The sequence below is a fragment of the Sulfurospirillum sp. HTRB-L1 genome, from assembly GCF_059415125.1.
This window is the reverse complement of sequence record NZ_JCAHZR010000001.1, coordinates 97,085-119,624: the sequence shown is the minus strand read 5'-3', so window position 1 is coordinate 119,624 and position 22,540 is coordinate 97,085. Positions and strand designations below refer to the sequence as shown.

The following is a 22,540-nucleotide window of genomic DNA, read 5'->3' as shown; positions in this document are numbered from 1 at the left end:
GCTATTCCACGATGATAGTGCCGTTGCCAAAAAGTCCTGGGAGCAGGTTTTTAGCTTTAACTTCGGCTTGCATTTCGCGGGTGCTTGGGAGTGCGGTTGGGTAAATCTTGCTAATCACACCCTCATAGGTTTCCTCGCTACCATCAACGCGATAGACAAATTTTTGCCCCACGTTGACGCTTTGCCAGTATTTTTCATCGAACCTAAGCACCAGTTTAATGTCATGCGTGCTTTCTACGGTTAAAAGTTTGGTTTGAGAGCCTAGGACAATACTGCCAAGTTCGGTCATTTTCTTTGTGACGACCAAATCATACGGGGCACGAAGTTCTGTTTTTTTGTACACAATCTCCTTGCTTTGGGCAGTTAGGGCCTTGATATCTTTGTCGTAGAGATAACTGTCCATCTTCTCTTTGTCGATAACATCGGCGATTTGAGCGTAGCGGTCGTATACTTTTTGGGCGTGTTCGGCATTTTTCTTGGCGATTTCATAGGCATTTTTTTCCTCGGCGTTGTGCAAAGAAAGAAGTAAATCGCCCTTTTTTGCCTTGTCGCCCACGTCTACATGTAAACGCTCTACAACCCCAGAAAGGGAAAGCCCCAGTTCCGAACTTCGCTCGCTTACCACATCAAAGGTGGCGTATACTTCCCCTGCAACAAGGGCTTGAAACATTAATAACGTAGCTAGAAAAACTTTTTTCATTGAATAGCTCCTTTGATTTCTTCGCCCATTTCATACAGCAGGACGGCTTTTTGGTATTCCACTTCGTTTAAAGCGGTTTGGAGTTGTGCTTGTGCGTTAAATCTCTCGCTTAGGGCATCAAGGTAGGTGACATTGTTGACAATGCCTTGTTGAAATTTCTTTTTGACCAATGCGTAGGTCATGGAAGAAGCGTGCAGTTTGGCCTTGTTTGCTTCGATTTTAGCTAGGGCAGTTTGGTAGCTGTTGTACGCACTTTGGTAGCTTGCTTTGGCTTTGTGTTTTTCGTAAGCCAATTCACTGCTTTTGGCCAGATAATTTTTTTGCGCGGCTTGCACGCGTGCAGTGGTTGCCCCAAAGTCAAAAAGCTTCCATTGTACGGAGAGCTGAATGGTGTTTTGGTTGTCTTGATCGCTCCTCCACGCGCTGTTGGCGTAGTCGTGCTTGAAGCGCGAGTAGGTGTCTTCAAGGGTGATGGTAGGCAAGTGGGCTGATTTGGCGATGCTCGTCTCTTCCTTGGTGCTTTGAACGCTGTGTTCAAGGGCCAAGATGTCAAAACGCTTGCCCTCTTGCGCTTCTTTCAAAAAAACACGTGAACCTTGGGCGACGCTTACGCGCTCTCCCGTGAGGTATTCTAGGGTGTTTAAGATGTTGTTGAGGGTGTTTTTGAGGGTCAAGAGGTCAACATTGGTTTGCTCGATGGTAGAGATGATTTTTTGGAGTTCATCTTCGGTGACCACATCAACGCTGAGAAATTTTTCCAAACGGTAACGCTCTGCTAAGAGTTGTTCCTTTTTTTGCTCGGTCGCTTCGAGGCTTGCATGCGTACTTAAGTAGTTAAAATACGCATAGATAACATCAAGGGAGACGCTGTTTTGCACCGATGCGAGTGAAAATGTGGCCGATTTAATAAGAGCGTCTTGTTGTGAAAATTGCGCTCCTCTTTTGCCCCCATCGTACACCGTAAAAGAGAGGGTTGCGGACCCTGTGCGGCTTTTTTCGGGGGTAAGCATGTTCTCTTCTTTGTTGTAGGTTTGGTTTGCTCCTAAACTAAGAGAAGGCAAATAGCTACTTCTCACTGCGCGCGCATTTTCTTGCGCGGCTTCGAGTTGGTAGCGCGAAGATTGGACATAGTGGTTTTGCTCCGCCAGGGTTAAAAGCTCGCCCAGATTGCCCGAAGCAAAACCCAGAAGCGGCACCAATAAAATCAGGGAAAGTGTTTTCATGCTACACGCCTTGTGCATTGATTTAAGATAAAGGTAATGTGTTTAATGAGAATAGCTTGTGCTTCGTAAAAGCCCATATTGGAGGCTTTTGCGCGCACTACAAACCCCTTGATTAGGAGCATAATGCTCGTGGTAAGGAGGTCAATGTTTTCGATGGTAAATTCGCCTTTTGCCACACCCTCGTGGAGACTTGCGGAGATGAAGTCAAAATCTTTTTGAAAAAAACTTTCAAAATACGCCGTGTAAAGCCCTGTTTTGTCGATGAGCATCGCACTGATGAAATGCTGATAAAGGCTAAGAATTTGCTCTTTGTCTTCTTCCTCCGCGCATTCCCCAAAGTTGAAAAAATCTAAGATCTTCTCTTTAGCAGACATGGCATCTGTGATGCGTTTGGCATAGGCCTCGTGGTGGCGTTCAATAATCATGTCCCAAATGGCAAAGATAATCTCTTCTTTATTTTTAAAGTAAAGATAAATCGTCCCTTTGGCCACCCCTGCACTTTTGGCGATGGCGTCCATACTGGTTTGTTGGATACCCTTTTCACAAAAAAGCGCAATGGATGCACGGGCAATGTCGTTGCGTTTTTCTTCTTTATCGATGATGCGTGCCATAATTCTCCTTTAATGACTGACGGTCATTCATTTGCGGAATAATACTTCTTTGGAATACTTTTGTCAAGAGGAAAACCCTTACATGTAAGAGATTTTAAAAGAAAGGAAAAGCTTTGGATTTTGGGGGTTAAGTAGGTCTTTTTTGGGATGGGCCGTGTCGTGTTTACCAGCTGTGAACGCGATTTCTTCCTAGCTCTTTGGCTTGGTACAGGGCCTTGTCAGCATGTTCTAGGACGGTTTCAAAACTCTCTGCGCTGTTTTTTGGACTGCTGATGCCAAAGCTAGCAGTGATATTTCCTACGGTGCTAAAGGATGTAGATTCTACCTTTTGGCGTACTTTCTCGGCTATTTTTTCCACTTCGTTTATCTCTTTTGTGTTGATTAAAATCACAAATTCTTCTCCACCCCACCTTGCAAAAATATCTTTATCGCGTATGAGTGTTTTAACTATTTGGGCCAATTCTTTTAAGACCATGTCGCCAACCCCATGCCCATGGGTGTCGTTGACGTATTTGAAATTGTCAATATCAATCATAACCACAGAATAATTTGCATGAAAAAGGTTCTTGTTTTTGAGCCTTTCAAGCAAAGCCCTTCGGTTGAAGGTCTGGGTGAGTGGGTCTATCTCTGCTTTGGAGCGCAGTTGGATGTTTGAGTTTTGTAAATCTATCTGTTTTTGGCGCATGATTTCTAAAAGGTAGTTAAAAAACTTCGCCACTAGCCCTATTTCTGTGCCTCTTTCTTCATGGATTTTGTGTTTAATGTCACCTGTTTTCATAATCTTAATGATGCTTTCGATTGTGTCAACCCATGGGAGTCTCGCATTGTGCTCACTGACATTCAAGCCAATGACTTCGTGACGTTTTTGAACGCGCAAAAAATTATATTTTGCAAGGATGAGAAAAAGCACAAGCCCCAAGGTAAAAGCAAAGGCAAAAGCACTGAGTATTCCTGCGGATTGAATCGCTATAAACTCCAAACGGCTTGTCTCTTGGGGCAAAGCCGCGAAAATCCCAACAGCCAACGTGCCCCATGCTCCCGCAAAGCCATGCACACCAACAACGCTTAAGGGGTCATCGATTTTGAATTTTTTCAGCAAGAGAAGGTCAAAAACATGCATCACAAACACCGATACGAACCCAACAAAAGCAGCAGTTTTTGCATCAAATTGGTCACATCCTGCGGTCACGCCAACAAGCCCTGCGATAACGCCAAAAGCAAAAATCTCAACGCTTACCTTCTCTTTGTAGATAAGAGAGATAAACCATCCGCCAAACCCACCAAAGGCAGCGCCTAGCGTGGTGTTTAAAAGGATGGAAGTAACACGCGGGTCAAAACGCAAAAGACTGCCCGCGTTAAACCCAAACCAAGCAAAAAAGAGAACAAAGACCCCAAAAACGATGAAGTTATGATTGCTAGGGGCGAAGTATTTGATTTGTGCGTGTTTGAATTTTCCAAGGCGCGGGCCAAGCACAATCGCGCCAGCTAGGCCAATCCAAGCCCCAACAGAATGCACAACCGTCGAGCCTGCAAAATCCCTAAACCCAAGCTCTTTAAGCCAACCATTTTCAGACCAAGCCCAGTGCCCAAAAAGTGGATAGATAAACGCAGTTACGACAATAGTCACAACGATATAGGCATTAAATTTGATGCGTTCTGCAACCGCCCCTGAGATAATCGTGGCGGCAGTTGCTGCAAACATTGCTTGAAAAAAGAACAATCCATTTTCACTAAGATTGCTCCCATCAATCATAAAGCGGTCTGTGCCAATAAGGCCAGAAAAATCAGAACCAAACATAAGCCCGTAGCCAATAAGCCAGAAAAACATAAGCCCAAAAACGGTGTCTATGAGGTTTTTCATGGCCACATTGATGGTGTTTTTTACCCGCACCATGCCTGTTTCTATCAAGGCAAAGCCAAGCTGCATTTGAAAAACCAAGAATGCGCTAACAATGATCCAAAGTAGGTTGATATTTTCCATTGTTTCCATGTCAGCTATTTTAGTAGCATCTGAAACAAAATAGAACAGTGAATTGTATAAAATTTATGCAGAAAAAGTTGGTGGTGGAAAGGGTTTACATGTAAAGGTTTTTTAGGAGCGCCTTTTCTTCTTCAGGCAAAAGAAAACGCCATTTGCCAAGCTCAAGATCAAGCGTCAAACTCCCAATATTCACGCGCTCAAGGGCGATGACTTTTAGAGGTGTTCCAAATTTGGCATCACAAAGCGCGCCAAAAAGCCGACGGATGTGGCGGTTTTTACCCTCGTCGATTTTCACTCGGAGCTTTGTTTTTGCGCCGCCTGTGCCTATTTTTTCAACTTCAAGTGCTTTGAGTAAGCCTTGCGGGGTCTCTACGCCTTGTAAAGCCTGCGCTATGTGTGCGTCGCTCACGTGGCCTCTGACCCAGATTTCATACACCTTCATGCAACTTCCTGGCTTAGTCAGGGCGTTGTTGATTTTCCCCTCGGTCGTAAAGAGCAAAAGCCCCCTAGACTCCAAGTCAAGGCGACCGATGGGCATCCACCCTTGCGCATACGCCCATGAGGGCAAAAGGTCATAGACCGTTTTTCGCCCAAGGTCATCCGAACGTGTGACTAGGTAGCCTTTGGGTTTGTTGAGCGCGAGCAGTTTTGCGGAAGTGTGAACCGATGGATTTACCTGTTTAGTGCCAATATCCATCGTCTCTCTCGCTTTACATGTAAAGGTTTTTTGGATTATAGCAACCTTTACATGTAAGGCTTCTTTGGGCTTTTTTTGGTTAAAAGGAGTTTGTTGCTTTTTTTAAATTCTCTTTAGAGCGTCTTTATAGACTTCCATCTCTCATCAAAGCTTTTTCGTGTCAATGTTGAACTTGCGAGCCACTTCATTGAGGGAGGCGTAGGATGCTGTGGGTGTATTTTGGCGCGATTTAATGGCTTCGTAGATTTCTTTGTGTTCGATTAGGTCAAAAAGTTCCTCCAGTGATTTGAGTCTTTCGTATTCGTCGGTAGAGATGACAACGGCTTCGAGTTTATTGTTTTTTAAAATCCCAATTTTTTCCATTGATTGGTTTTTTATTCCCTTTAAAACAGTGGCGATTTTCTTTGTAAAGTCCGTAACAGACAAAAGCTCATCAGGAGCGTATTTTACTATCATCTTAAATCCTTTGTGAATTTACATGCAAATATTATAGTTAATTTGCCATATAATTTCACTGATTTATGTGTGATTTGGTTGGGAATGTTTACATGTAAGGCTTGGGCTAAAGGTAGCTTGTTATCTTTTACCCCAAAAAATAAACTATGTTTTTCTTTTCACGTAGGCAGATGTGTTAATTTGGTTTAAAAGTAGCCTGTCACCTTTTTTATTTTTTGGTTTAAAAGTAGCCTGTCACCTTTTTTATCGTTTTGTTATGTACTTTTTATACTTTTAGTTATCTCAAACATTTTATTAATCATATCAATTAAATACTTTTTATCGTCAATAGACATAATCCCTGATGATAAGGATAACCCATTATTCATTATATAATCAGAGAAGTCATTGACTATCAAGTCACCGTATCTTTCGGTCAGATATATTAAAATAGATTGCATTAAAGCATATTGATTAATACTCATAGCTATCATTAAGGCATTAAATAGAGCCTCTGTATCCCCTTCTTGTATTAATCCAGTGATTAAATATGCAAATAAAGCTCCATCTAATTTGTTTTCTTTGTTTAATGCACTGCCTAGATTAAACCATACTAGTCCATTAAGTGGATTTAATTTTAATGCATTTTCATATATGTCTATAACTTTTTTAGTATCTAGTTCTTTATAACCATTTTCAAATAATCTCATAGAACCTTTTCTATCAAATTTAATATTATTAAGCTCACTATCCATTAATTCAATACAAGTTATATTTTTAAGTACCCATTCCTCGGAATGATTTTTATTGGACTTTAAATATTCTTCAAAAAAAATGTTAGCTTCTTTAAACTTACTTTGAAAGAATAAGCAATCACCAATTAGTGCTTTTACTAAATGTAATTCTTGTGAAGTATCTCGTTCCATCCTTACATAGCTATCTTTATCTAATTTAGTAAAGGATTCTAAAGATTTTTTATAAAATAACTCAGACCAATAGTAATGTCTTTTTGAAAATAATAACCCAGCAACTTCTTTCCACCAATAATTTCTTTTTAAATATTCTGGGTATATTTTTCTTGCTTTGAAATAATGATAAATTGCTTCATTTTGTTTTGTCATACCTCTATAAATATTGCCTAAATTATAATGACAAGTACCAGTTAAACCATTTTCAATTTTTTTATCAATAATACTATTCAGATTTTCAATTCTATAATTTAATAATATTGGTGATTTAATAGTAAAATAGGATAAATCAAAAAAGAAAAATAAATCATATAAATCTAGCTCTATGATTTTTTTCACAAGATTGTTAAATAAAAATAATTCATTTTTTGCATTAGATAATGCCAATAAACCTAATGGATCTAACATAAAATATTTATCGTGATTACTAAAATCTAGTTTATCTATAATATGGATTAGAATACCTAATGAGCCTTTGATGTCATATTTTGCTAATCCTATTGCAATCGCAAATAATATATCTTTATTAAAATCATTTACAATACTTTTATCAAATTTCGGTTTATGTAGAAATGGTTCATCAATAGTGATATTTTCTACTATTATTTTTTTAGAAGAAGCATCTATAATAATATTAATGTTGATTTTATCACTCTCACTAATAGAATAATCTATTTCTAAATGATTTGGTAAATTATTAAATGTAGTTGATACTGTATCAGAATAGAACTCATCTATCCAACTTAATATATTATTATTTAAAAGTTTTCCTTTTTCGTCATTAGTATTAACTAGAATACCAACATTATTTAAAGTATCTAACTTACTTGAGATATTTTGGAAAAATATCTCATCTATGATAAATTTTTCATCTAGTGAAAGAGTAAGTGTTTTTTGATCATCTTTTATTTTTTTAGAATCTAATAAATTATTTGACCATATTCCCCATACTTGTTGAGTATTAACAGATACACATACAATAAGTACTGGAAGCGTTAATGAGTTGTAATATTTAAGATTATCTATTGTAAATTGTTTTTCAAAAGTATTATTACTTATAGCTTGTGTTGAACCTTTAAGTTGGACAAAAAATGTTTTTCCTGTGGATTCATCATTTTCAAATATTTCAACTAAATAATCGATTCCGTAATCTGGTTTAATATCTCGACATACCCAATCAATAGGTACAATGCTTTCAAATATTCTTTGTGACTTTGTTTCTGTAATATGTTGATCAGGTCTTTTCACTTAATATCCTATTTTTAAGTACATTTAGATACATAACGTTTGAGTTGAGAAATATTTGAGCCGCAGGGTCAAATATTTCTCAACTAGTAATTGTTAGTATTTTTTTCAGCCAATTATTTTTTCTATATGCCTTGCAATTTCTTTATCATTCTCTTTATTAGAAAATAATGTGGCAACACCAAATACGGCATATGTGATACCTAGGATTACCTCAAGTGATGAAGCAATTTTGGCTGTAATCGAAAGCGGCGTAATATCTCCATATCCAAGTGTTGTAATAGTAACTATGCTGAAGTATAAAAATGAGAAAGGATTATTAAAATTTTTAATCTCTTCCAATGTTTCATAGTTTGGAATTTTAAATGCAACTAATGTTGGATCCTGAATATTATCTATACTTAACATTTGTATAATATAAAAAATTAAGGCAAATGATATTACTGTAAATAAGTAAGATATAACTAACAGCAAAAGTCTTGATGAACTTAAAAGAGAACTGTGAAAAATAAATAAACTTGGAACAAATATAATAAGTATCATAAATATCATAAAAAAGATTATGCCAATTGTATAAAAAGAAAAAATAGTAAATATACCAGACATTATAATACTTATAAATAATAATATTAGGTATGTTGTATATCTGCTATAAACTTGTTCTACAGACTTTTCGGTAATTTCATTTAAGTTTTTGTAGCTTTTTAAATGGTTTGACAATAAAGTTTTTGTATTAAATATTAAAAAAATATTAGATAATAATAATTTTAATGTCTTAAAAGTATAGCTTAAAAAATTTAATGATGATTTAAAAAATATATGTACCGACTTTTTAAGTTTAGTTATCAATTTTGTTCCTTTCTATACTAACGGTGGCGCGGGTAAACGACAGCCGAATAAAAAATTTTAATTTTTTGTTTGGGTGCTCGTTTCACCCGCTTGTTATCTGGTGCGAAGCAGCAGATAACAAGCGGGTGTTCAGCCCGCGCCACCGTTATCTCGGATGCGTAGCGTCCGAGATAACTATTTATTCAACGAACATTATATATAAAACAGCCCAATATACTCAAATAAATGAGCATAAAAAATGTTCGTTTATTTTCATAAATAGTTCAAAACGCAATATTTTGACTAATTTTTTGCCCAAATCTATTAAAAATATCAAAATTTCGATGACCATTTAAAAACGTTCAGGGCGTTATTTGAACACATTGTCGTTTAAGTAGCTAAAAAAAGTATTAAATGGTCATTGTGTCGTTTAATTCAAGAAGTCAATAACGAAGAAAAAACCACCCGATACCCCACAAAAAGACAAGATGAGTATCAAATGGTTTAAATTTAGCCTTACATGTAAAGCCTCTTCACCCCTTCACTCTCTTCCGTCGTAAGCTGATGTTATTCAACAGCTTCACCGCAAAGAGCGTTAGCACCGTGCCGATGACGAGTGAGAGGCTGATGGATTCGCCTAGGAAAAGGATGCTCAGGCTAATGGCGGCGAAGGGGACGAGGAAGATGAAGGAGCTTACTTCCCTAGCGCCCAAGCGTTCGATGCCGAGGAAATAAATCGTATTGGCAAAGGTCGAAGCGCCAAAGGCGATGAAGAGCATGTTGAGCCAAAAAATCCCATCATAAGTGGAAAAATCAAGGGCACCCACGTCCACAAAAAACACCCAATCCACCGCCGTGGTGATGACGTACATGTAAAAGGTAAAAACAATGGGCGAAATCTTGGTCGCCTTGGAGCTAAGGATGGTAAGCACAGGCCACAACAGTGAAGCGATGAGAAAGTAAAGGTTGTGCACCGCGCTAAGTTGCGCCATGTCAAAGTGCCACACATCGAGCATAGTGAGTACGCCAACAGCGCCTAAGATGAGGGCAAAGAGGTCTTTTTTAGTGATGGTGCGCACCCGCAAAAGTGCGAGAATGAGAAAAGTGTTGATGGGGATGAGTGAGGTCACCATCGCCCCGCCAAGGGACGCGGTGCCGTACTTGGTGCCTAAAAAAAAGTAGTTCATGTAGGCGATGAGTGTGAGCGAGGTGAGCACCACAAGGCCAAAACTCTTAAGGTCGATGGCAAAAGATTTTTTCAAGTATAAGATGATGGGCACCATGCTAAGTGCGGTGATAAAGTAGCGAAAAAAGACCACATCGTACGCGCCGATGTACCCGCTTAAGACTTTGATGTTTACCCACGACCCGCCCCAACAAATCATGGCGAGAAAAAGCAAGCCATAGAGGGTGTTTTTTTGTTCCATATACAGTTCCTTGTTTTTGGGCGCAGTTTAGCGAGAATGGTGCGGAGGGTATAGAATAAAATTGCGCTTGTTGTAAAGTTCTTTGGGCGAGTAACCGTACATCTTGCGAAAACTGCGGATGAAGTGCGACTGGTCGCTAAAGCCCGCTTCCACGCTTGCAAGTCCCAAGGAGTGACCGCCCAAGGCGAGCTCTTTAGCGCGAGAAACCCGTTCCATGATGATGTACTGATGGGGCGTGAGGCCCGTGTCTTTGGCAAACACGCGTAAAAAATGGTACTTACTCAGGTGCGTTTGCGTGGAAAGGTCATCCAAAGAAATCTCTTCGCTAAGGTTGTCTTGGATGTAGGTTTTTGCTGTGTGGATGGCGGTTTTATCGCCTGGGTTTGGCACTTCTGCCACGCTCACATGCGCGTAAGTGCGGATGAGGTACGAAAGGGCACGGATGAGCTTGGTTTCGCTCTCCATGGGCGCTTCGTAGGCGTACACACTGTGAAAAAAGGCTTTAAGCAGCGTGTACAGGTGCGCATCTTGCACGATGTGTTGGGCAAACAAGGGGAGTTTTCGCTCTCCGTACAGTTGCGCGTACATGTCCACAAGTAACTCCGCTTGGGGGTAGAAGTTGGTGTATTGCCACGCGTAAGAGTCACCGCAGTGGACTTCTTGGGGGTTGATGATGCGCGTAGAGTAAGCGTAGGCGTTGCAAGACGTGCGCTCTTTGGTAGACTTAAACAGCCCCGCGTGCGTGAGCCCGATGGTGTACGTGTTGTGAAAATGGCGCGTAAAAGCGCCGTTGGAGTCGGTGATGTTTTCAAAAACCGTGTTGTTGAGTAGTGAGGCTCTCATGGCGCGCATTATAGCGCAATCTTGCTCTTAGAAATAGAACAAAATTGCGCTTTACATGTAAAGGGTTTGTCTTCTTAGATGTGCCACTCTCCCCGAAGCGGTTCGCTGTAGTTTGGCACATCGTCGTAGCTAAAAATGGCAAAATATTTTGCTATTTGCGGTGTGCCAAAGGTGTCGTAGGTGTAGTTGTCCTTACCCGCGTAGAGCTTGTCCCCATCGGAGGGATTGGTCGGGGGGTGGAAGCGATTGCGCACCACGTAAACGCCTACAAACCCCTCTTCTTTGGGGTTTGTCCATGTAAGCTTAATCTTGCCGCCTTCGTTAGAAACTTTGAGGTCGGTGGCCATGGGTGGCGGGCTTTTGCGGCGCGGGATGTATTCGACCGTCAAGGTGACGTCTTTGTCCCACATGACAAGGTGGTTTTTGATGATAGCCGAGGTGGGCTTGATGACAAATTTGCTTTTTTGGCCTTGGCGGTGCATCTCTTCTAAACTTTGGCGCGAATAGCTATCGAAGATGAAATGGTGACACTTGTCTTTTTGTAAATCGGCTCGGCTCACCTCATAACCGATAAATTCGATGCGCTCTCTGGCTTTGATGTTAGCATGGGTTAATTCTTCGATGTCCACAAACTCCACGTTGTAGCGGATGTCTTCTTTGGTGCGTGTTCGGTTGCGGCTCTTGATGCTAATGTACGCTCCCGTGATGACGGTTTGGTCGGGCTCAGGAAGGGTCTCTAGGCTAAATTCCATGTAACCGTAAATCTTGTGGCTTTCTTTGTCAAATCCGCAGGAAAGCTGCTGGGTGTCTAGGCAGTCTGAGCCCACCGTAGCAAGGGTGCTTGCGGGAATCTGAAGGGACTGGCTTGGCAAAGTGTACTTGATAAACAGGTTAGGACGGTAGTGAATTCCGCCGCCAAAATTTCCATACCCCAAGTCAAACATCATCATCTGCGAATCCCGCCCCAAGGGGAGTTTGGTAGGTCCGCTGATTTTGAGTAAAAGGGCGTTATGGGCTTGAAGTTGCACTTCTAGCAAGCGACGTTCGTATTCGTTAAATTTCCAATGGCTCCAGATGCCCTGGGTGAGTGTTTCTGAGGGCATCGTGGTGCCGATGGTTTGAATCACGGTGCTTTGGCTGATGTGGTCAAAGTCGGTGATGTCCCCAACGCTCTCGCGGTCGATGAGAGAAACCGACCACTCGCCAAATTTTTCTATCTTGGCATTGACGCGGTTAAGGGGGTAGAGGGAAAGGTAGGCCTCTTTGATGATGGCGTTTTGCGGCAAGGTGTCAAGCTTAAAATCAATCACCCCGTAGCTAATGCCCTTGGTTTCGTTGATGCCGATAAAAAGCGAATTGCGTCCAAAATGGGCACGGTTTTGCTCTTTGGTAAATTCTGCCGTGTAGCCCACGTCGCTAGGAGTGGGGAAGATGGTGCGGTGAAATTCCGTGGAATCAAGCAAGGTTTGCACCCGCATTTTGGGGGCAAAAGCCGACTTGACGCCCGTGATGTTATCCACCGCGCGAATGTAGTAAAAATAATTCGTCCCACTGGAGAGTTCAATGTCTGTAAAATGGTGGTTTTTGGTCACCCCGACAAGGGAGCTTTCATTGCAGGCTTCTTTGTTTTCGGTGTTGCGAAAAAGTTGAAAATAGATATCTTTTTTACAGGGGTATTCCCACGCCAGCGTGACTTCTTGGGAGGTTTTGTGCTGAAGCAAAAAATTCTCAGGCCGCCTTGGGGCGTTGGCGGAGTAGTTGTGCGCCTCACTTAGGGCGTAAAGGAGTGCGGGGATGTTTTCGTGAATGCTCTCGCGCATGTTTTGCATAAAATCAGGAATATTGCGCGTGCCTACTTCCACCACCGTAGCGATGATGCCTTTGCTGTAATAGTACTCTCGCCCACTCCCACTGATGAGTTTTTTGGGCGGTTTTCCCCGGTGGATGCCGTATTTTCGCCCTGTTGCTTTGCGGATGTGGTAGTTCATGTTCGCGCACAGGGTGTTTAAGTCTGTGCCTTCGATTTCGGCTTCGTGGTTGAACTTGTGCGCAGGAAAAAAGACGTTTCCTTGGGAGTGATAATCAAGGGCAATGGTGATGTTTTCATGGGCATCTACAAAGGCTTTGATGGCCTGCGTTTCAGGCTCTGAAAAGGGTGCAGGGCCGCTGTAGACGTTAGAGGAAGTGTCGGAGACTTTTTGAAACCCCACACTAAAGTTGCGGTTCAAATCCACCCCAAAGGTACCATCTCCGTTGTTGCGGCGGTTTTTGCGCCAAAAGGAGAAGTGCTTGCGGCTGTACTCAAACCCATCGGGATTAAGACAGGGCACGATGTAAAGGGTGTTTTTAGTGAGCACTTCTAAGACCATGGGGTTGGTGTCGTAGTGGCCTAGCAAGTACTCAATGAAACTCACCCCCAACTCGTTGCCTATCCACTCTCTAGCGTGAATAGTGCCCGTGTAAAGCAAGGCGGGTTTTAAATCCGCATGCTCTACATGTAAAGTAACTTTAGCCAAGATAATATCACGATTTTCCCAGGTTTTACCCAGGGATTCTAGGGAGATTAAGCTAGGATAGCGTCGTACACATTCTTTTAAAAATTCACAGGTTTGTTCGTAAGATCGGTACTGTTTTTTCATTAAGTTTAGGTTAGCCTTTCTGGTGCCACTCTTCCCAAAGGGTAAGAATTTTCTTTTGTATTTTAGTGGTTAATCCCTTAATGTGTTCAAGAGAGGTGCCCCCTTGGTTGAGGGCTTCGGCTACTGCTTCAGGACTGCCATAGGCGTCTAGGATGCGGTTAAATTTTTTCTCCCCTACCCCTTCGATGGAGGTGAGCAATTTTTTGAGGGCTTTTTTGCCCAGTATTTTTTTGGGCAAAAGGGGTGATTCTTGGGCTTCATCGCTGCGCTTGATTACGCTAGAGACAACTTCTGTGGAGTGTGTGGTTTTAAGGGTAAATTTACCTTGGTAGTTCCACGTTTGGCTAGGCCACTCCTGCGTTCCCGTTTCGGGAGTGTCTTGCATAGTGTAGCGCTCATCAAGGGCGTGCAAGTAGTATTCGCCATCCACAAGGGCTTTTTTCTGTTGCCCAAAGTACTCCCCGTCATAACTAGGGCTGTAGGTGCCAAAGGTGATGTGGCGCATGGTGCGCAGCAAAGATTTGTTGATTTTGCTAAGTTCTTCCCAGTTGTACACTGGAATGTGAGGCTTAGGGAAACGCCCCTTGCTAAATTTCCACATCAAATACTGCCCAATCCAATCGCGGATGTAAGGAAAGGCCGCAAAAGCCGTGGCACACTCAAGGATGCGCACTTTCCCGTCTTTTCCGTAAGCCACATCACATGCCCAGTATTCTGCCTTGGCCGCTTTACTGACGCGTACCGCTAAATCAAGGACTTTTTTGGGCACGTCGTGGTAGTCCATCGTGCCTCCTTGGGAGGTGTTGGTGAGCCATTTTCCCTCAGGTGGACGCCGCCAAAAGGCACACACAGGCTTGTGTCCGATGAGCATCACGCGAATGTCTGCTTCCATGGGGATAAAGTCTTGAATATACATGGGGTAGTATTTTTTAGTTTTTAAAAGGTGCATGGCCTCGTCAACGTTGTCAACCTTGTGGACAAAATACCCACCATAATTAGAAGGCCCGTAGGATTTTTTAATGATTTTGGGGTAGTGGGTTTTTTTCAAAAACGCCTCACCTTCTTCGGGGTTGTAAAAGATGCGGGTTTTAGGCACGGGAATCTTGTACTTCCACGCAAAACGCGTGACGTTTTCTTTGGATTTGTTGGCAAATTGTGTATCCAAAGAGGGCACAAAACGCACATTGGGAAGTGCGAGGCTAATGTCGCGAAAGGTTTCATAGGCAGTCGCGGGGATGTTGCCGATGAGCACGTCGATTTTTTTGCGTTTAATCTCCGCAATAAGACGCTCTTTATCATTTCCCCAATGGTAGGTGACTTTTTCGATTTTATCGGGCCAGCCTTTGAAGTTGGAGGTGTCGAAAAACTGTAAAACATAATCCAAATACAAAAGCCCAAGCGTTGGTAATTTACTGTTGCGTGCCATGCGTTTTCCTAGTGTTGTGTTTTTTTGTCGATAAGTTCAACAAGGAGTTCAATTTTTTTGCCATTAAAATCCAACCCTACCTTTTCTTGCTCAGGAGTAGCAAAAGCAGGGATACCGTTGACTTCTAGCACCACGTACTCTTCTTTTTTGCGGTCATAGATGATGTCTACTCCCGCGATTTCTAGCCCCGTAATTTTAGCGGCTTTTAGTGCCAGTTCGATTACGGCAGGTTCAGGCTCGCGCAAAAAGACGCTCCCGCCACTGCTAATGTTGGTGCGCCAATCGTTTCCGCCGGCTTTTCGCCCGTAGCATCCCACAAAGGCATTGTCCACGATGTCCACGCGGTAATCGGTCCTGTCGTAGTCAATAAACTTTTCCACGTAAAAAAAGCGCAAATCCATTTGATTTAAAAAGGGCATTAGCATGTCCAAACTGGCCTCATTTTCAATCTTCGTCAGCCCTACTCCACCCCAGCCGTCGGTGGGTTTGTAGACCATCTTGTCCCATTTTTTGAGAATTTTTGACAAAAAACGCCCATCATCGCGGTGGCAGAGCCTGTAATCAGCGGTCAAAACCCCGTGGTTGCGCAGTAAAAAAGAGGTTTGAAATTTATCCTCAGTGAGTTCAAAGGCTTCGTAATTGTTGATAGTAGGCATGATGCGGTTAAGGGCTTTGTAGAGAAACATTTGATACTGGGTTTGCTCTCCGGCATTATAGGAGAAAAAGAGGTCAAGTTTGTTCATTTTGACCGCTTTTCCTTTGCCATTATCGCTGTTGCAGTAAATGGTGCCGTTTTTTGCAACAGCATTGCGCAGGTTCAGTCCCGTGATGACTTCGATTCCCCGCTCTTTGAGTTGTTTGACCAATTTTTTCTGAATGGCTTCGCCGCCGCTGTTTTGGTAAAGCCACATGCCAATAGTGCGCGTTTTCATTTGAACTCCTGATGTTCTTGGTGCCATGCGAGGATGTGACTCATCATGGTGATGCGTTGGTCAAAACTTGATTTTAGAGCCCGTTCGTGTACCGTGTGGTCCCCATCTCCAAAAGGCCCCATGCCATCCAGTGTCACCACGCCGCAAGAAGCCACGTGGTTCGCATCGCTCACGCCTCCGCGTTTTTCGGTGGGGATAGGATGTTGGCAAAGGGTTTCGAGGGTTTGGATAAAGGCCGCTTGCGCAGCATTTGGCTCCATCACGTCACGCTGAATGAGTCCTTTACATGTAGCGCTTGTCCCTGGCACAAAGGCATGGTTGGTGATCTCTTCTAGGGCGTGGAGCAAGCGCTGTTTTTCTTTTTCATTGGAAAAGCGGATTTCAAGGAGCATCTCGCAATGGGGACTGATGGTGTTGGCGCCAACGCCCCCTTGGATAGTGCCCACATTGACCGTTGTGCCCTCTTCTAGGTTCGTAAGGGCGGTGAGGGCTTGGAGTTTGTAAGCGGCTTCTAGGTTGGCGTTAATGCCCTCAGTGTAACGCACCCCTGCGTGGGCGGCTTTGCCTTTTACATGTAAGGTGTATGTTCCCACCCCTTTTCTGCCTGTGACCACTTCGAGGTTTTTGCCCGCTGCTTCAAACACAAAGCAATAATCATAGTTTTTAGCCAACTCCAAGGTCAACGCCTTGCTATCATCACTGCCTGTTTCTTCATCACTCACAAGGAAAAAATCCACATTGTAAAGGGTACCAAAGCGCTTGTGGGTTTCTCGCAAGGCTTCAAGAGCGACGATATTGCCCCCTTTCATGTCACAAACCCCTGGGCCATAGACCCATGCGTCATCGTGGGCAAAGGTTTCAAAGGTTTGCGGCGGAAAGACCGTGTCGTTGTGGCCCAAAAGCAAGATTTTTGCCCCCTCTTTATGGGGGGTTTGAAACAAGAGATGGTTTCCTAGGGTTTCTCTTGCAAAGGTGGTCACGTTAAATCCCAAAGGGACAAGCCACGCTTGCATGTGTTGGCCCACCTTATCTACACCCGCTTTATTTTTGGTGTAGGAATTGATACAGCACAGGGTTTCTAGGTCTTGAAGGTAGCGCATGAGGACCCTTTTTGTGACAAAATAGGGTCACATTATAACCTCATTGGATTAAAAACGACGCAGGTCTATGTTTAAAAAATCTACAGCAATACCTTTTACATGTAACGCAGTTTGTAACCCATTCCACCTTGAGAGAGTAGTGTCTCTGGAGGGAGTTTTTTGCGCAAGCGTTTGACGAGGGCGCGGACGTTTTCAAGGCTGGTAAGCTCCCCTTCCCAAACGTAACATTCAATCATTTCAAAGGTGACGATTTTATCAATGTGTTTTGCCATGAGATTAAGGAGTAAAATCTCTTTTTTGGCTAGTTTAATCTCTTCGCCATTTTCGTACAAAAGCTGGGTGTGCGTATCAAAAAGAATGCTTTCTGAGAAGCGCAGTTTGGTGTGGGTAGGCTTGCACAGTTTGTCTACTTTAAAGACAAGCTCATCCACGTAAAAAGGCTTTTTGAGGTATTCATCGCACCCATCGCAATAGGCTTCTTTAATGGTTTCAAGCTCAATATTGGCACTGATGATAATGGCAGGGGTTTGGTTGTCCAAAAAGCGAATCTCTTTTAAGAGTGTAAGCCCATCCATGCCCGGCACGTTGATGTCAAGGATGAAACAATCGTACCCATCATCAATGGCCTCAAGGGCTTGTTTGCCATCACAAAAGGCGTCTACGTGGTAACGGGATTGGTCCAACGCTTCGATGATTAAAGCACTTAAGCGTTCGTTGTCTTCAAGGAGGAGTATTTTCATGGGGCAATTTTAACCATTTGACGCATTTTTTGCAAGATAGATGCTGATTTTTGCCCCCGTGTCTGTGTTGCTTGCCACAATACGCCCTTGCATTTTGTCTTCGATGATGAGTTTGGCCATGTATAGCCCAAAGCCATCGCCGTGTTCTTTGGTGCTGTAAAAGGGGTCAAACACGTGGGGTAAACTCTCAGGTTCTACCCCGCCTCCATCATCCTCGATGCTCAAAATCGTGTTGTGGGCTGTTTGGGAGAGGGAGATGCGGATTTCCTCGGCCGTTTTGCCTAAAATGCGCTGCTTGATGATGGCGTCTTTGGCGTTATTGATGATGTTGAGCAAGGTTTGTTTAAATTCATTGGGATAGCCGTAGGTGCTTAGGTCAGAATCGGTATCTTTACATGTAAAGGTGGTGGCGATGTAATTGTACTTTAGCGTGTGGCTGAGGATTTTCAAGATATCTTCCACCGCGTCTTTGACACTGAACATGACAGCCTTGGTGGAAGGCTTGATAAACGAGCGAAAATCATCGATGGTTTGGGTCATGTAGGAGACTTGCTCCATGATGTCATTGGAAAAGCCTTTGGCTTCTTCTTGGGAGATAGCATGCTTTTTGCGTGCATAGACCAAGGATTGGGCGATGGCGGAGATTTCGATGAGCGGCGTTTTCCACTGGTGGGCGATGGAAGCGAGCATTTCTCCTACTTCGGATTGCTTAGAACGTTGCAAGACAAACTGCTCATGGCGTTTGTATTCGAGCTCTATTTGGCGTTTTTGCGTCACGTCGGTGACAATGGTGACAACACCCCGCTCAAAGCGTTTTCGGCGCACCATGAGGTCCCGTTGCTTGCCATCAATATCGAGGTATGAAAGTTCAATATCGGTTTTAAAATCCCCCTCTTCTTCGCGAATATGTTCGCAAAAAATAGGCATCACTTGGGTGATATGGTGGCCGATGAGCTCTTTTTTGGGCTTGTTTAAAAGAGCGCATAACGCGCGGTTACAGCCTAGCAAAACCCCCTCGTGTGAACGCCAGAAAATGGGGCTTTGGATGGTATTTAAAAGGACGCTATCTAGCTCACTTTGGGCGCGAAGTTGTTCTTCAAGCACGGTTTTTTTATACAACCCAAAAAGCAAGGCAATGGTGAAAAAAACCAACAAAGGAGAGAGGGTAAACACGCTGTTGACAAGTTCTCTGTTGCGCTCAAAAAATCCAACGGGCATGTTGACAAGCAAGGACTCTTTAGGCAAGGCTTCGATGAGTAAGGAGTGCTTCATGAGCATTTCCATGTCAAACATGGGTTGGGCCTCAGGCGCGGAGATGGGGATGTCTGCAAGGGGAGTGCCCTCAAGAATCTTAAGTGTTTTTTTCGCCGCTTCGCTTCCTTGCACAAAGGGGTCAACCATGATACCCCCCACAACGCCTTCGTTGAGGTGGATGGAAGTGAGTGCAAAAATGGGCAAATTGGTCGTATGAAAAAAGTTTTTAACTTTAGAATACGGCACGTATACTTCGTTGGTATCGCGGTAAAGACTCGTAAAAAGCACGGCAGAACGCAAGGGTAAGTTTGCGAGTTTTTCAGGCAAGGTTTCAAGCAAAATATCATTGTCGTAGATGATTTCAAAACGGTCGCTGTATTTTTCCTTGGCTTCAAAAATCTGTTCTTTAATACGTCTTGAGGAGTAGGCTTTGTCGCTGATGATGTAGACTTTTTGGAGGTTAGGAACAAGGGAGGCGATGAGTTCAAAGCTTTTGTCTACCTCTTTGTACTCCACCACGCCAGTTGTTTTGTAGCTTGCTTGATGGATTTGGATTTGCACAGGGTCAAAATTTTCAACCCCGCAAAATACAATAGGCGTATTGGGAAAGAGGATGTCGCCATGTTCTAGGGCAAATTCAAAAGCAAAATTGTCCGCCACAATGATGGCTTCGTAGTGGCGATTAGCAAATTTTTTGCGGTAAAGCTCTAAAACCGTTTGAAAATACTCCGGCGAGTCGATTTTTTTACTGTCCATGTACTCGGTGGTAATCTCATACTCAGGGTAGTCTTGAAATACGGTTTCCACGCCCTTGGAAATCCCATCGGTCCACTTAAGCCCTTTGTTATAAGACTGTAGTAACAAAATCTCTTTATCGTAAGTGGCTTGCGCATGCAAGGAGAGAAAAAGGCAAAGAAGAAGCAAAAAGCGCATTAGCGTTGTCCGTTTTTAGTGAATTGTTTGAGTTCGTTGATGAGTTCTTTTTGACGCATGTACATGTAACGCAATAAGTGGGCATCGTAGGGGTCTTTTAGGGTGAGAAGCAACACGATTTTTGTGCTAGTGTCTGTGAGTGGGCGTTGGGAGGCGACTTTGCCTGTGGCGCGGATTTCGACAAAACCCTCTTCCATGGTGGCGTCTGGAAGCTTACATGTAAGGACGCAGGTTTGGTTTTGCACCAGCGATGTGACCGCTTGACGCGTGGAAAAGGCGATGGACTTAAGCGAAACGTCCAAGATATCTCCTTGGATTTGCACGCGCCCTTGTTTGAGGTAAAGCGGGTTTCTAAAACTGGGTTGCACCCTTGTGTATTCGCGACTGTTGGCACTATCGGGGAGAAAATAAAAAGAGTCTGCGATGAGGTATTTTTCTTCAAAATTGACAAATTTGACACTGCCGTGGATGTCAAAGGGAAGTTCGGCGCTTAAAATAGTCACTTTTTTTGACTCAGTGGCCGCGTATCCTTGAAGGGTTTGACACTCAAAATAGACCATTTTGTCTTTGATTTTTATGATTTTTGAAGCCGTGTTGATACACAAGCCTTTGTAAATATTTTGGAGTTTTAGTGGGGTTTTGTTTACCATGAAGGTGTAAAAGGTGCGCAAAATCTGGTGAAATTCCTTAAGAGATTCCCCGCAAGAAGGTAAAATGCAAATATCAAGGGCTGCAATTTCCTTGCTCTCAAGACTCTTGCGCGCCATGGATTCAAGCATAGCAATGGCGGACGCGGGTGTTTCTTTCACCCCATGCCACAAGGTGGTGCTAAAAACAAAAGAGGCTAAACTTGGCTCCTCTTCACAGGTTGTGTAAAAAGACTCCATGCAGGTTTTGAGTGCTTCGGCGGTATGGTTTTCAAAAACAAGAAGGTAGACACCCTCTTCCCATTGGGCAAACAAGCCCAAGTTGGCGCACAAGTGGGAGAGTTTTTCCTCTAAGCGCTGCTGTGCTGCTGTGTATTCTGCTTCCATGAGCTCCTTGCGAAGGCTTGCCTCATTGTCAATAGCTACCATCACAAAGCTAGGCAAGGCACTCTCTTTTTTCTCAAGGCGGAGTTTAAGCCATCCCAAGGCCTCTTCTTTGGCGTGCAAGCGCACAACGTGGGAGGGTGTTATCTGTTTTTCGTAGGGAAAGAAGAACATAAACCCATCGTTTTTTTGAATAAAGCCATGGCAAAAAGTTTCCCACGGTTGGTTGTTGGCATCAAGGAGCAGTTGAAAAGGCTCGGCCAGAAGTGTCTCTAGGGCAGGAACACTCTCGCCTAAAAAGGCTTTAGCCGCGTTACTAACAAATACAGGGTTTTTATGGGTGTAGTGAACAAAAGGAATATGGTGTTCAAAGATAGTGCCAAGGTCACAAAACTTTTTGTGGGAGAGTTCCGCCATCAAACGTCGGTGCATTTTTTCAAGAGCTTCCACTAAAGCATCGGGGGTTTCAAAAGGAGAAAAGATTTCTTTGACGCCTACATGTAAGGCGTATTTGTACACATTAACCTGATGCAACTCCTTGGGCACAAGAAGGTAGAGATGCGAAGCTTTGTGGCGCTTAGCCAACACGCCCAAGAGGGCTAATTTTTCTTTGGTAAGGGTGTCAAACTCGATGAGGTAAATCCACGCCTTTGGAAAAGAAGTTTCCTTGGAGACGCACAAAGAAGTGGTTTTAAACAATGGCGTTGTTTCTAGGGCGCTTAGGGCTGTTTTCTCAAAATAAAGGTGGCACAGCGTTAGGGGTGCGTTCATGGTTGCTTTCTCCAAAACCATCCTACCCCAAAGCCAAACAAGTGGGCATACCACGCAATGTTCATCCCTAAAAGCAAGGGGGCAAAGGAGATGAGCAAGAGTGCAACCACCAAGCCTTTACGGTTATAAGGGTCGTGCCTAGCAATCCACCCAATCAGCACCGAAATGGCGCCTGAGGCCCCTACTAGCACATGGTTAAGTCCCAAAGAATACAAAAAGAAAAAGCTCAACAGTGACGTTATAATGCCGCCCAAGAGGTAGAGCAGTAGGAAAGATTTGGCGCCAATGGCACGCTCTAGTAAGGTGCCAAACTGAAACAAAACCACCATATTCATGGCCAAATGGGTTAGTCCTCCGTGCATAAACATGCTTGTAAGGGGTTGCCACAAAAATAAGGCGTCAATAAACAAGCGGTTAAGTCCAAAATACCCATGCGCGTAAGGAATAAGACTTTGGAGAAAAAAGCAAACAATGTTAGCGCCAATGAGCAAAACCACACTGTTCATCCCTCTCCTTTTTCCTTCAAATGGGCTTATGATAATACAAAGAACCTAACAAACAGCAAAAATATTACACCATCGCCCTTGGAAAATGTCCAAAAAGTTCCCTCTAAACATCTTTGTACTACAATAACTTTCAGTTTGGGCTTCTGGCACGAAAATATCATAAAATTTTACCATCACCCTTCTTGTAAAACTGCTTTTGCAAGAAGCAAAAGCACCAAAGGTAGGCGGGCTTTTTGCCTAGGCCACCCCG

At 43.3% G+C, this 22,540-nt stretch carries 18 protein-coding genes; all 18 read right to left on the bottom strand.

The genetic code is table 11. The annotated features are described in order from the left end of the window. Position 1 precedes the first annotated feature (1 nt). Positions 2-700: an efflux RND transporter periplasmic adaptor subunit gene (locus AC5SLM_RS00550; protein WP_495248970.1), complete on the bottom strand. Its 699-nt coding sequence runs from the start codon at positions 698-700 to the stop codon at positions 2-4. Further along, positions 697-1,923: a TolC family protein gene (locus tag AC5SLM_RS00545; RefSeq protein WP_495248969.1), complete on the bottom strand. Its 1,227-nt coding sequence runs from the start codon at positions 1,921-1,923 to the stop codon at positions 697-699. The genes AC5SLM_RS00550 and AC5SLM_RS00545 overlap by 4 nt, the downstream gene beginning before the upstream one ends. Next, positions 1,920-2,534, bottom strand: coding sequence for a TetR/AcrR family transcriptional regulator (locus AC5SLM_RS00540; RefSeq protein ID WP_495248968.1), 615 nt, complete (start codon positions 2,532-2,534; stop codon positions 1,920-1,922). The genes AC5SLM_RS00545 and AC5SLM_RS00540 overlap by 4 nt, the downstream gene beginning before the upstream one ends. 163 nt (positions 2,535-2,697) lie before the next feature. Further along, a complete protein-coding gene (gene amt, locus AC5SLM_RS00535) occupies positions 2,698-4,524 on the bottom strand; it encodes an ammonium transporter (RefSeq protein WP_495248967.1) in 1,827 nt (608 codons plus the stop codon). Positions 4,525-4,609: 85 nt separating this feature from the next. Continuing rightward, positions 4,610-5,212, bottom strand: coding sequence for a pseudouridine synthase (locus AC5SLM_RS00530; protein ID WP_495248966.1), 603 nt, complete (start codon positions 5,210-5,212; stop codon positions 4,610-4,612). Positions 5,213-5,356: 144 nt separating this feature from the next. Further along, positions 5,357-5,668 (bottom strand): hypothetical protein, encoded by a 312-nt coding sequence (locus tag AC5SLM_RS00525; protein WP_495248965.1) that lies wholly within the window; start codon positions 5,666-5,668, stop codon positions 5,357-5,359. A gap of 254 nt (positions 5,669-5,922) precedes the next feature. Further along, positions 5,923-7,863 (bottom strand): DUF4365 domain-containing protein, encoded by a 1,941-nt coding sequence (locus AC5SLM_RS00520; protein ID WP_495248964.1) that lies wholly within the window; start codon positions 7,861-7,863, stop codon positions 5,923-5,925. 105 nt (positions 7,864-7,968) lie between these two features. Then, positions 7,969-8,709, bottom strand: coding sequence for an ion channel (locus tag AC5SLM_RS00515; protein WP_495248963.1), 741 nt, complete (start codon positions 8,707-8,709; stop codon positions 7,969-7,971). A gap of 512 nt (positions 8,710-9,221) precedes the next feature. Beyond that, positions 9,222-10,115: a DMT family transporter gene (locus AC5SLM_RS00510; RefSeq protein WP_495248962.1), complete on the bottom strand. Its 894-nt coding sequence runs from the start codon at positions 10,113-10,115 to the stop codon at positions 9,222-9,224. 27 nt (positions 10,116-10,142) lie between these two features. Continuing rightward, positions 10,143-10,958 carry a helix-turn-helix domain-containing protein gene (locus AC5SLM_RS00505; protein ID WP_495248961.1) on the bottom strand — a complete coding sequence of 272 codons (816 nt, stop codon included), beginning with the start codon at positions 10,956-10,958 and terminating at the stop codon, positions 10,143-10,145. A 74-nt stretch (positions 10,959-11,032) separates the two neighbouring features. After that, a complete protein-coding gene (locus AC5SLM_RS00500; protein ID WP_495248960.1) occupies positions 11,033-13,597 on the bottom strand; it encodes a M14 family zinc carboxypeptidase in 2,565 nt (854 codons plus the stop codon). 10 nt (positions 13,598-13,607) lie between these two features. Then, on the bottom strand, positions 13,608-15,023 hold the full coding sequence (locus tag AC5SLM_RS00495) for an ATP-grasp domain-containing protein (protein WP_495248959.1): 1,416 nt from the start codon (positions 15,021-15,023) through the stop codon (positions 13,608-13,610). Between the two features lie 8 nt (positions 15,024-15,031). Beyond that, positions 15,032-15,955 carry an ATP-grasp domain-containing protein gene (locus AC5SLM_RS00490; protein WP_495248958.1) on the bottom strand — a complete coding sequence of 308 codons (924 nt, stop codon included), beginning with the start codon at positions 15,953-15,955 and terminating at the stop codon, positions 15,032-15,034. Then, positions 15,952-17,055, bottom strand: a complete 1,104-nt coding sequence (locus AC5SLM_RS00485; protein ID WP_495248957.1) for a M20 family metallopeptidase — start codon at positions 17,053-17,055, stop codon at positions 15,952-15,954. The genes AC5SLM_RS00490 and AC5SLM_RS00485 overlap by 4 nt, the downstream gene beginning before the upstream one ends. Before the next feature lie 95 nt (positions 17,056-17,150). Next, on the bottom strand, positions 17,151-17,795 hold the full coding sequence (locus AC5SLM_RS00480) for a response regulator transcription factor (RefSeq protein WP_495248956.1): 645 nt from the start codon (positions 17,793-17,795) through the stop codon (positions 17,151-17,153). A 9-nt stretch (positions 17,796-17,804) separates the two neighbouring features. Then, on the bottom strand, positions 17,805-19,982 hold the full coding sequence (locus AC5SLM_RS00475) for a sensor histidine kinase (RefSeq protein WP_495248955.1): 2,178 nt from the start codon (positions 19,980-19,982) through the stop codon (positions 17,805-17,807). After that, positions 19,982-21,799: a hypothetical protein gene (locus AC5SLM_RS00470; RefSeq protein WP_495248954.1), complete on the bottom strand. Its 1,818-nt coding sequence runs from the start codon at positions 21,797-21,799 to the stop codon at positions 19,982-19,984. Before AC5SLM_RS00470 ends, AC5SLM_RS00475 begins: the two co-directional genes overlap by 1 nt. After that, a complete protein-coding gene (locus AC5SLM_RS00465) occupies positions 21,781-22,290 on the bottom strand; it encodes a rhomboid family intramembrane serine protease (protein WP_495248953.1) in 510 nt (169 codons plus the stop codon). Before AC5SLM_RS00465 ends, AC5SLM_RS00470 begins: the two co-directional genes overlap by 19 nt. Positions 22,291-22,540 lie beyond the last annotated feature (250 nt).

Excerpts from the sequence above, each read along its gene's own strand:
- AC5SLM_RS00550 (WP_495248970.1), bottom strand. The coding sequence starts at position 700 with ATGAAAAAAGTTTTTCTAGCTACGTTATTAATGTTTCAAGCCCTTGTT.
- AC5SLM_RS00545 (WP_495248969.1), bottom strand. The coding sequence starts at position 1,923 with ATGAAAACACTTTCCCTGATTTTATTGGTGCCGCTTCTGGGTTTTGCT.
- AC5SLM_RS00540 (WP_495248968.1), bottom strand. The coding sequence starts at position 2,534 with ATGGCACGCATCATCGATAAAGAAGAAAAACGCAACGACATTGCCCGT.
- amt (WP_495248967.1), bottom strand. The coding sequence starts at position 4,524 with ATGGAAACAATGGAAAATATCAACCTACTTTGGATCATTGTTAGCGCA.
- AC5SLM_RS00530 (WP_495248966.1), bottom strand. The coding sequence starts at position 5,212 with ATGGATATTGGCACTAAACAGGTAAATCCATCGGTTCACACTTCCGCA.
- AC5SLM_RS00525 (WP_495248965.1), bottom strand. The coding sequence starts at position 5,668 with ATGATAGTAAAATACGCTCCTGATGAGCTTTTGTCTGTTACGGACTTT.
- AC5SLM_RS00510 (WP_495248962.1), bottom strand. The coding sequence starts at position 10,115 with ATGGAACAAAAAAACACCCTCTATGGCTTGCTTTTTCTCGCCATGATT.
- AC5SLM_RS00505 (WP_495248961.1), bottom strand. The coding sequence starts at position 10,958 with ATGAGAGCCTCACTACTCAACAACACGGTTTTTGAAAACATCACCGAC.
- AC5SLM_RS00500 (WP_495248960.1), bottom strand. The coding sequence starts at position 13,597 with ATGAAAAAACAGTACCGATCTTACGAACAAACCTGTGAATTTTTAAAA.
- AC5SLM_RS00495 (WP_495248959.1), bottom strand. The coding sequence starts at position 15,023 with ATGGCACGCAACAGTAAATTACCAACGCTTGGGCTTTTGTATTTGGAT.
- AC5SLM_RS00490 (WP_495248958.1), bottom strand. The coding sequence starts at position 15,955 with ATGAAAACGCGCACTATTGGCATGTGGCTTTACCAAAACAGCGGCGGC.
- AC5SLM_RS00485 (WP_495248957.1), bottom strand. The coding sequence starts at position 17,055 with ATGCGCTACCTTCAAGACCTAGAAACCCTGTGCTGTATCAATTCCTAC.
- AC5SLM_RS00480 (WP_495248956.1), bottom strand. The coding sequence starts at position 17,795 with ATGAAAATACTCCTCCTTGAAGACAACGAACGCTTAAGTGCTTTAATC.
- AC5SLM_RS00475 (WP_495248955.1), bottom strand. The coding sequence starts at position 19,982 with ATGCGCTTTTTGCTTCTTCTTTGCCTTTTTCTCTCCTTGCATGCGCAA.
- AC5SLM_RS00465 (WP_495248953.1), bottom strand. The coding sequence starts at position 22,290 with ATGAACAGTGTGGTTTTGCTCATTGGCGCTAACATTGTTTGCTTTTTT.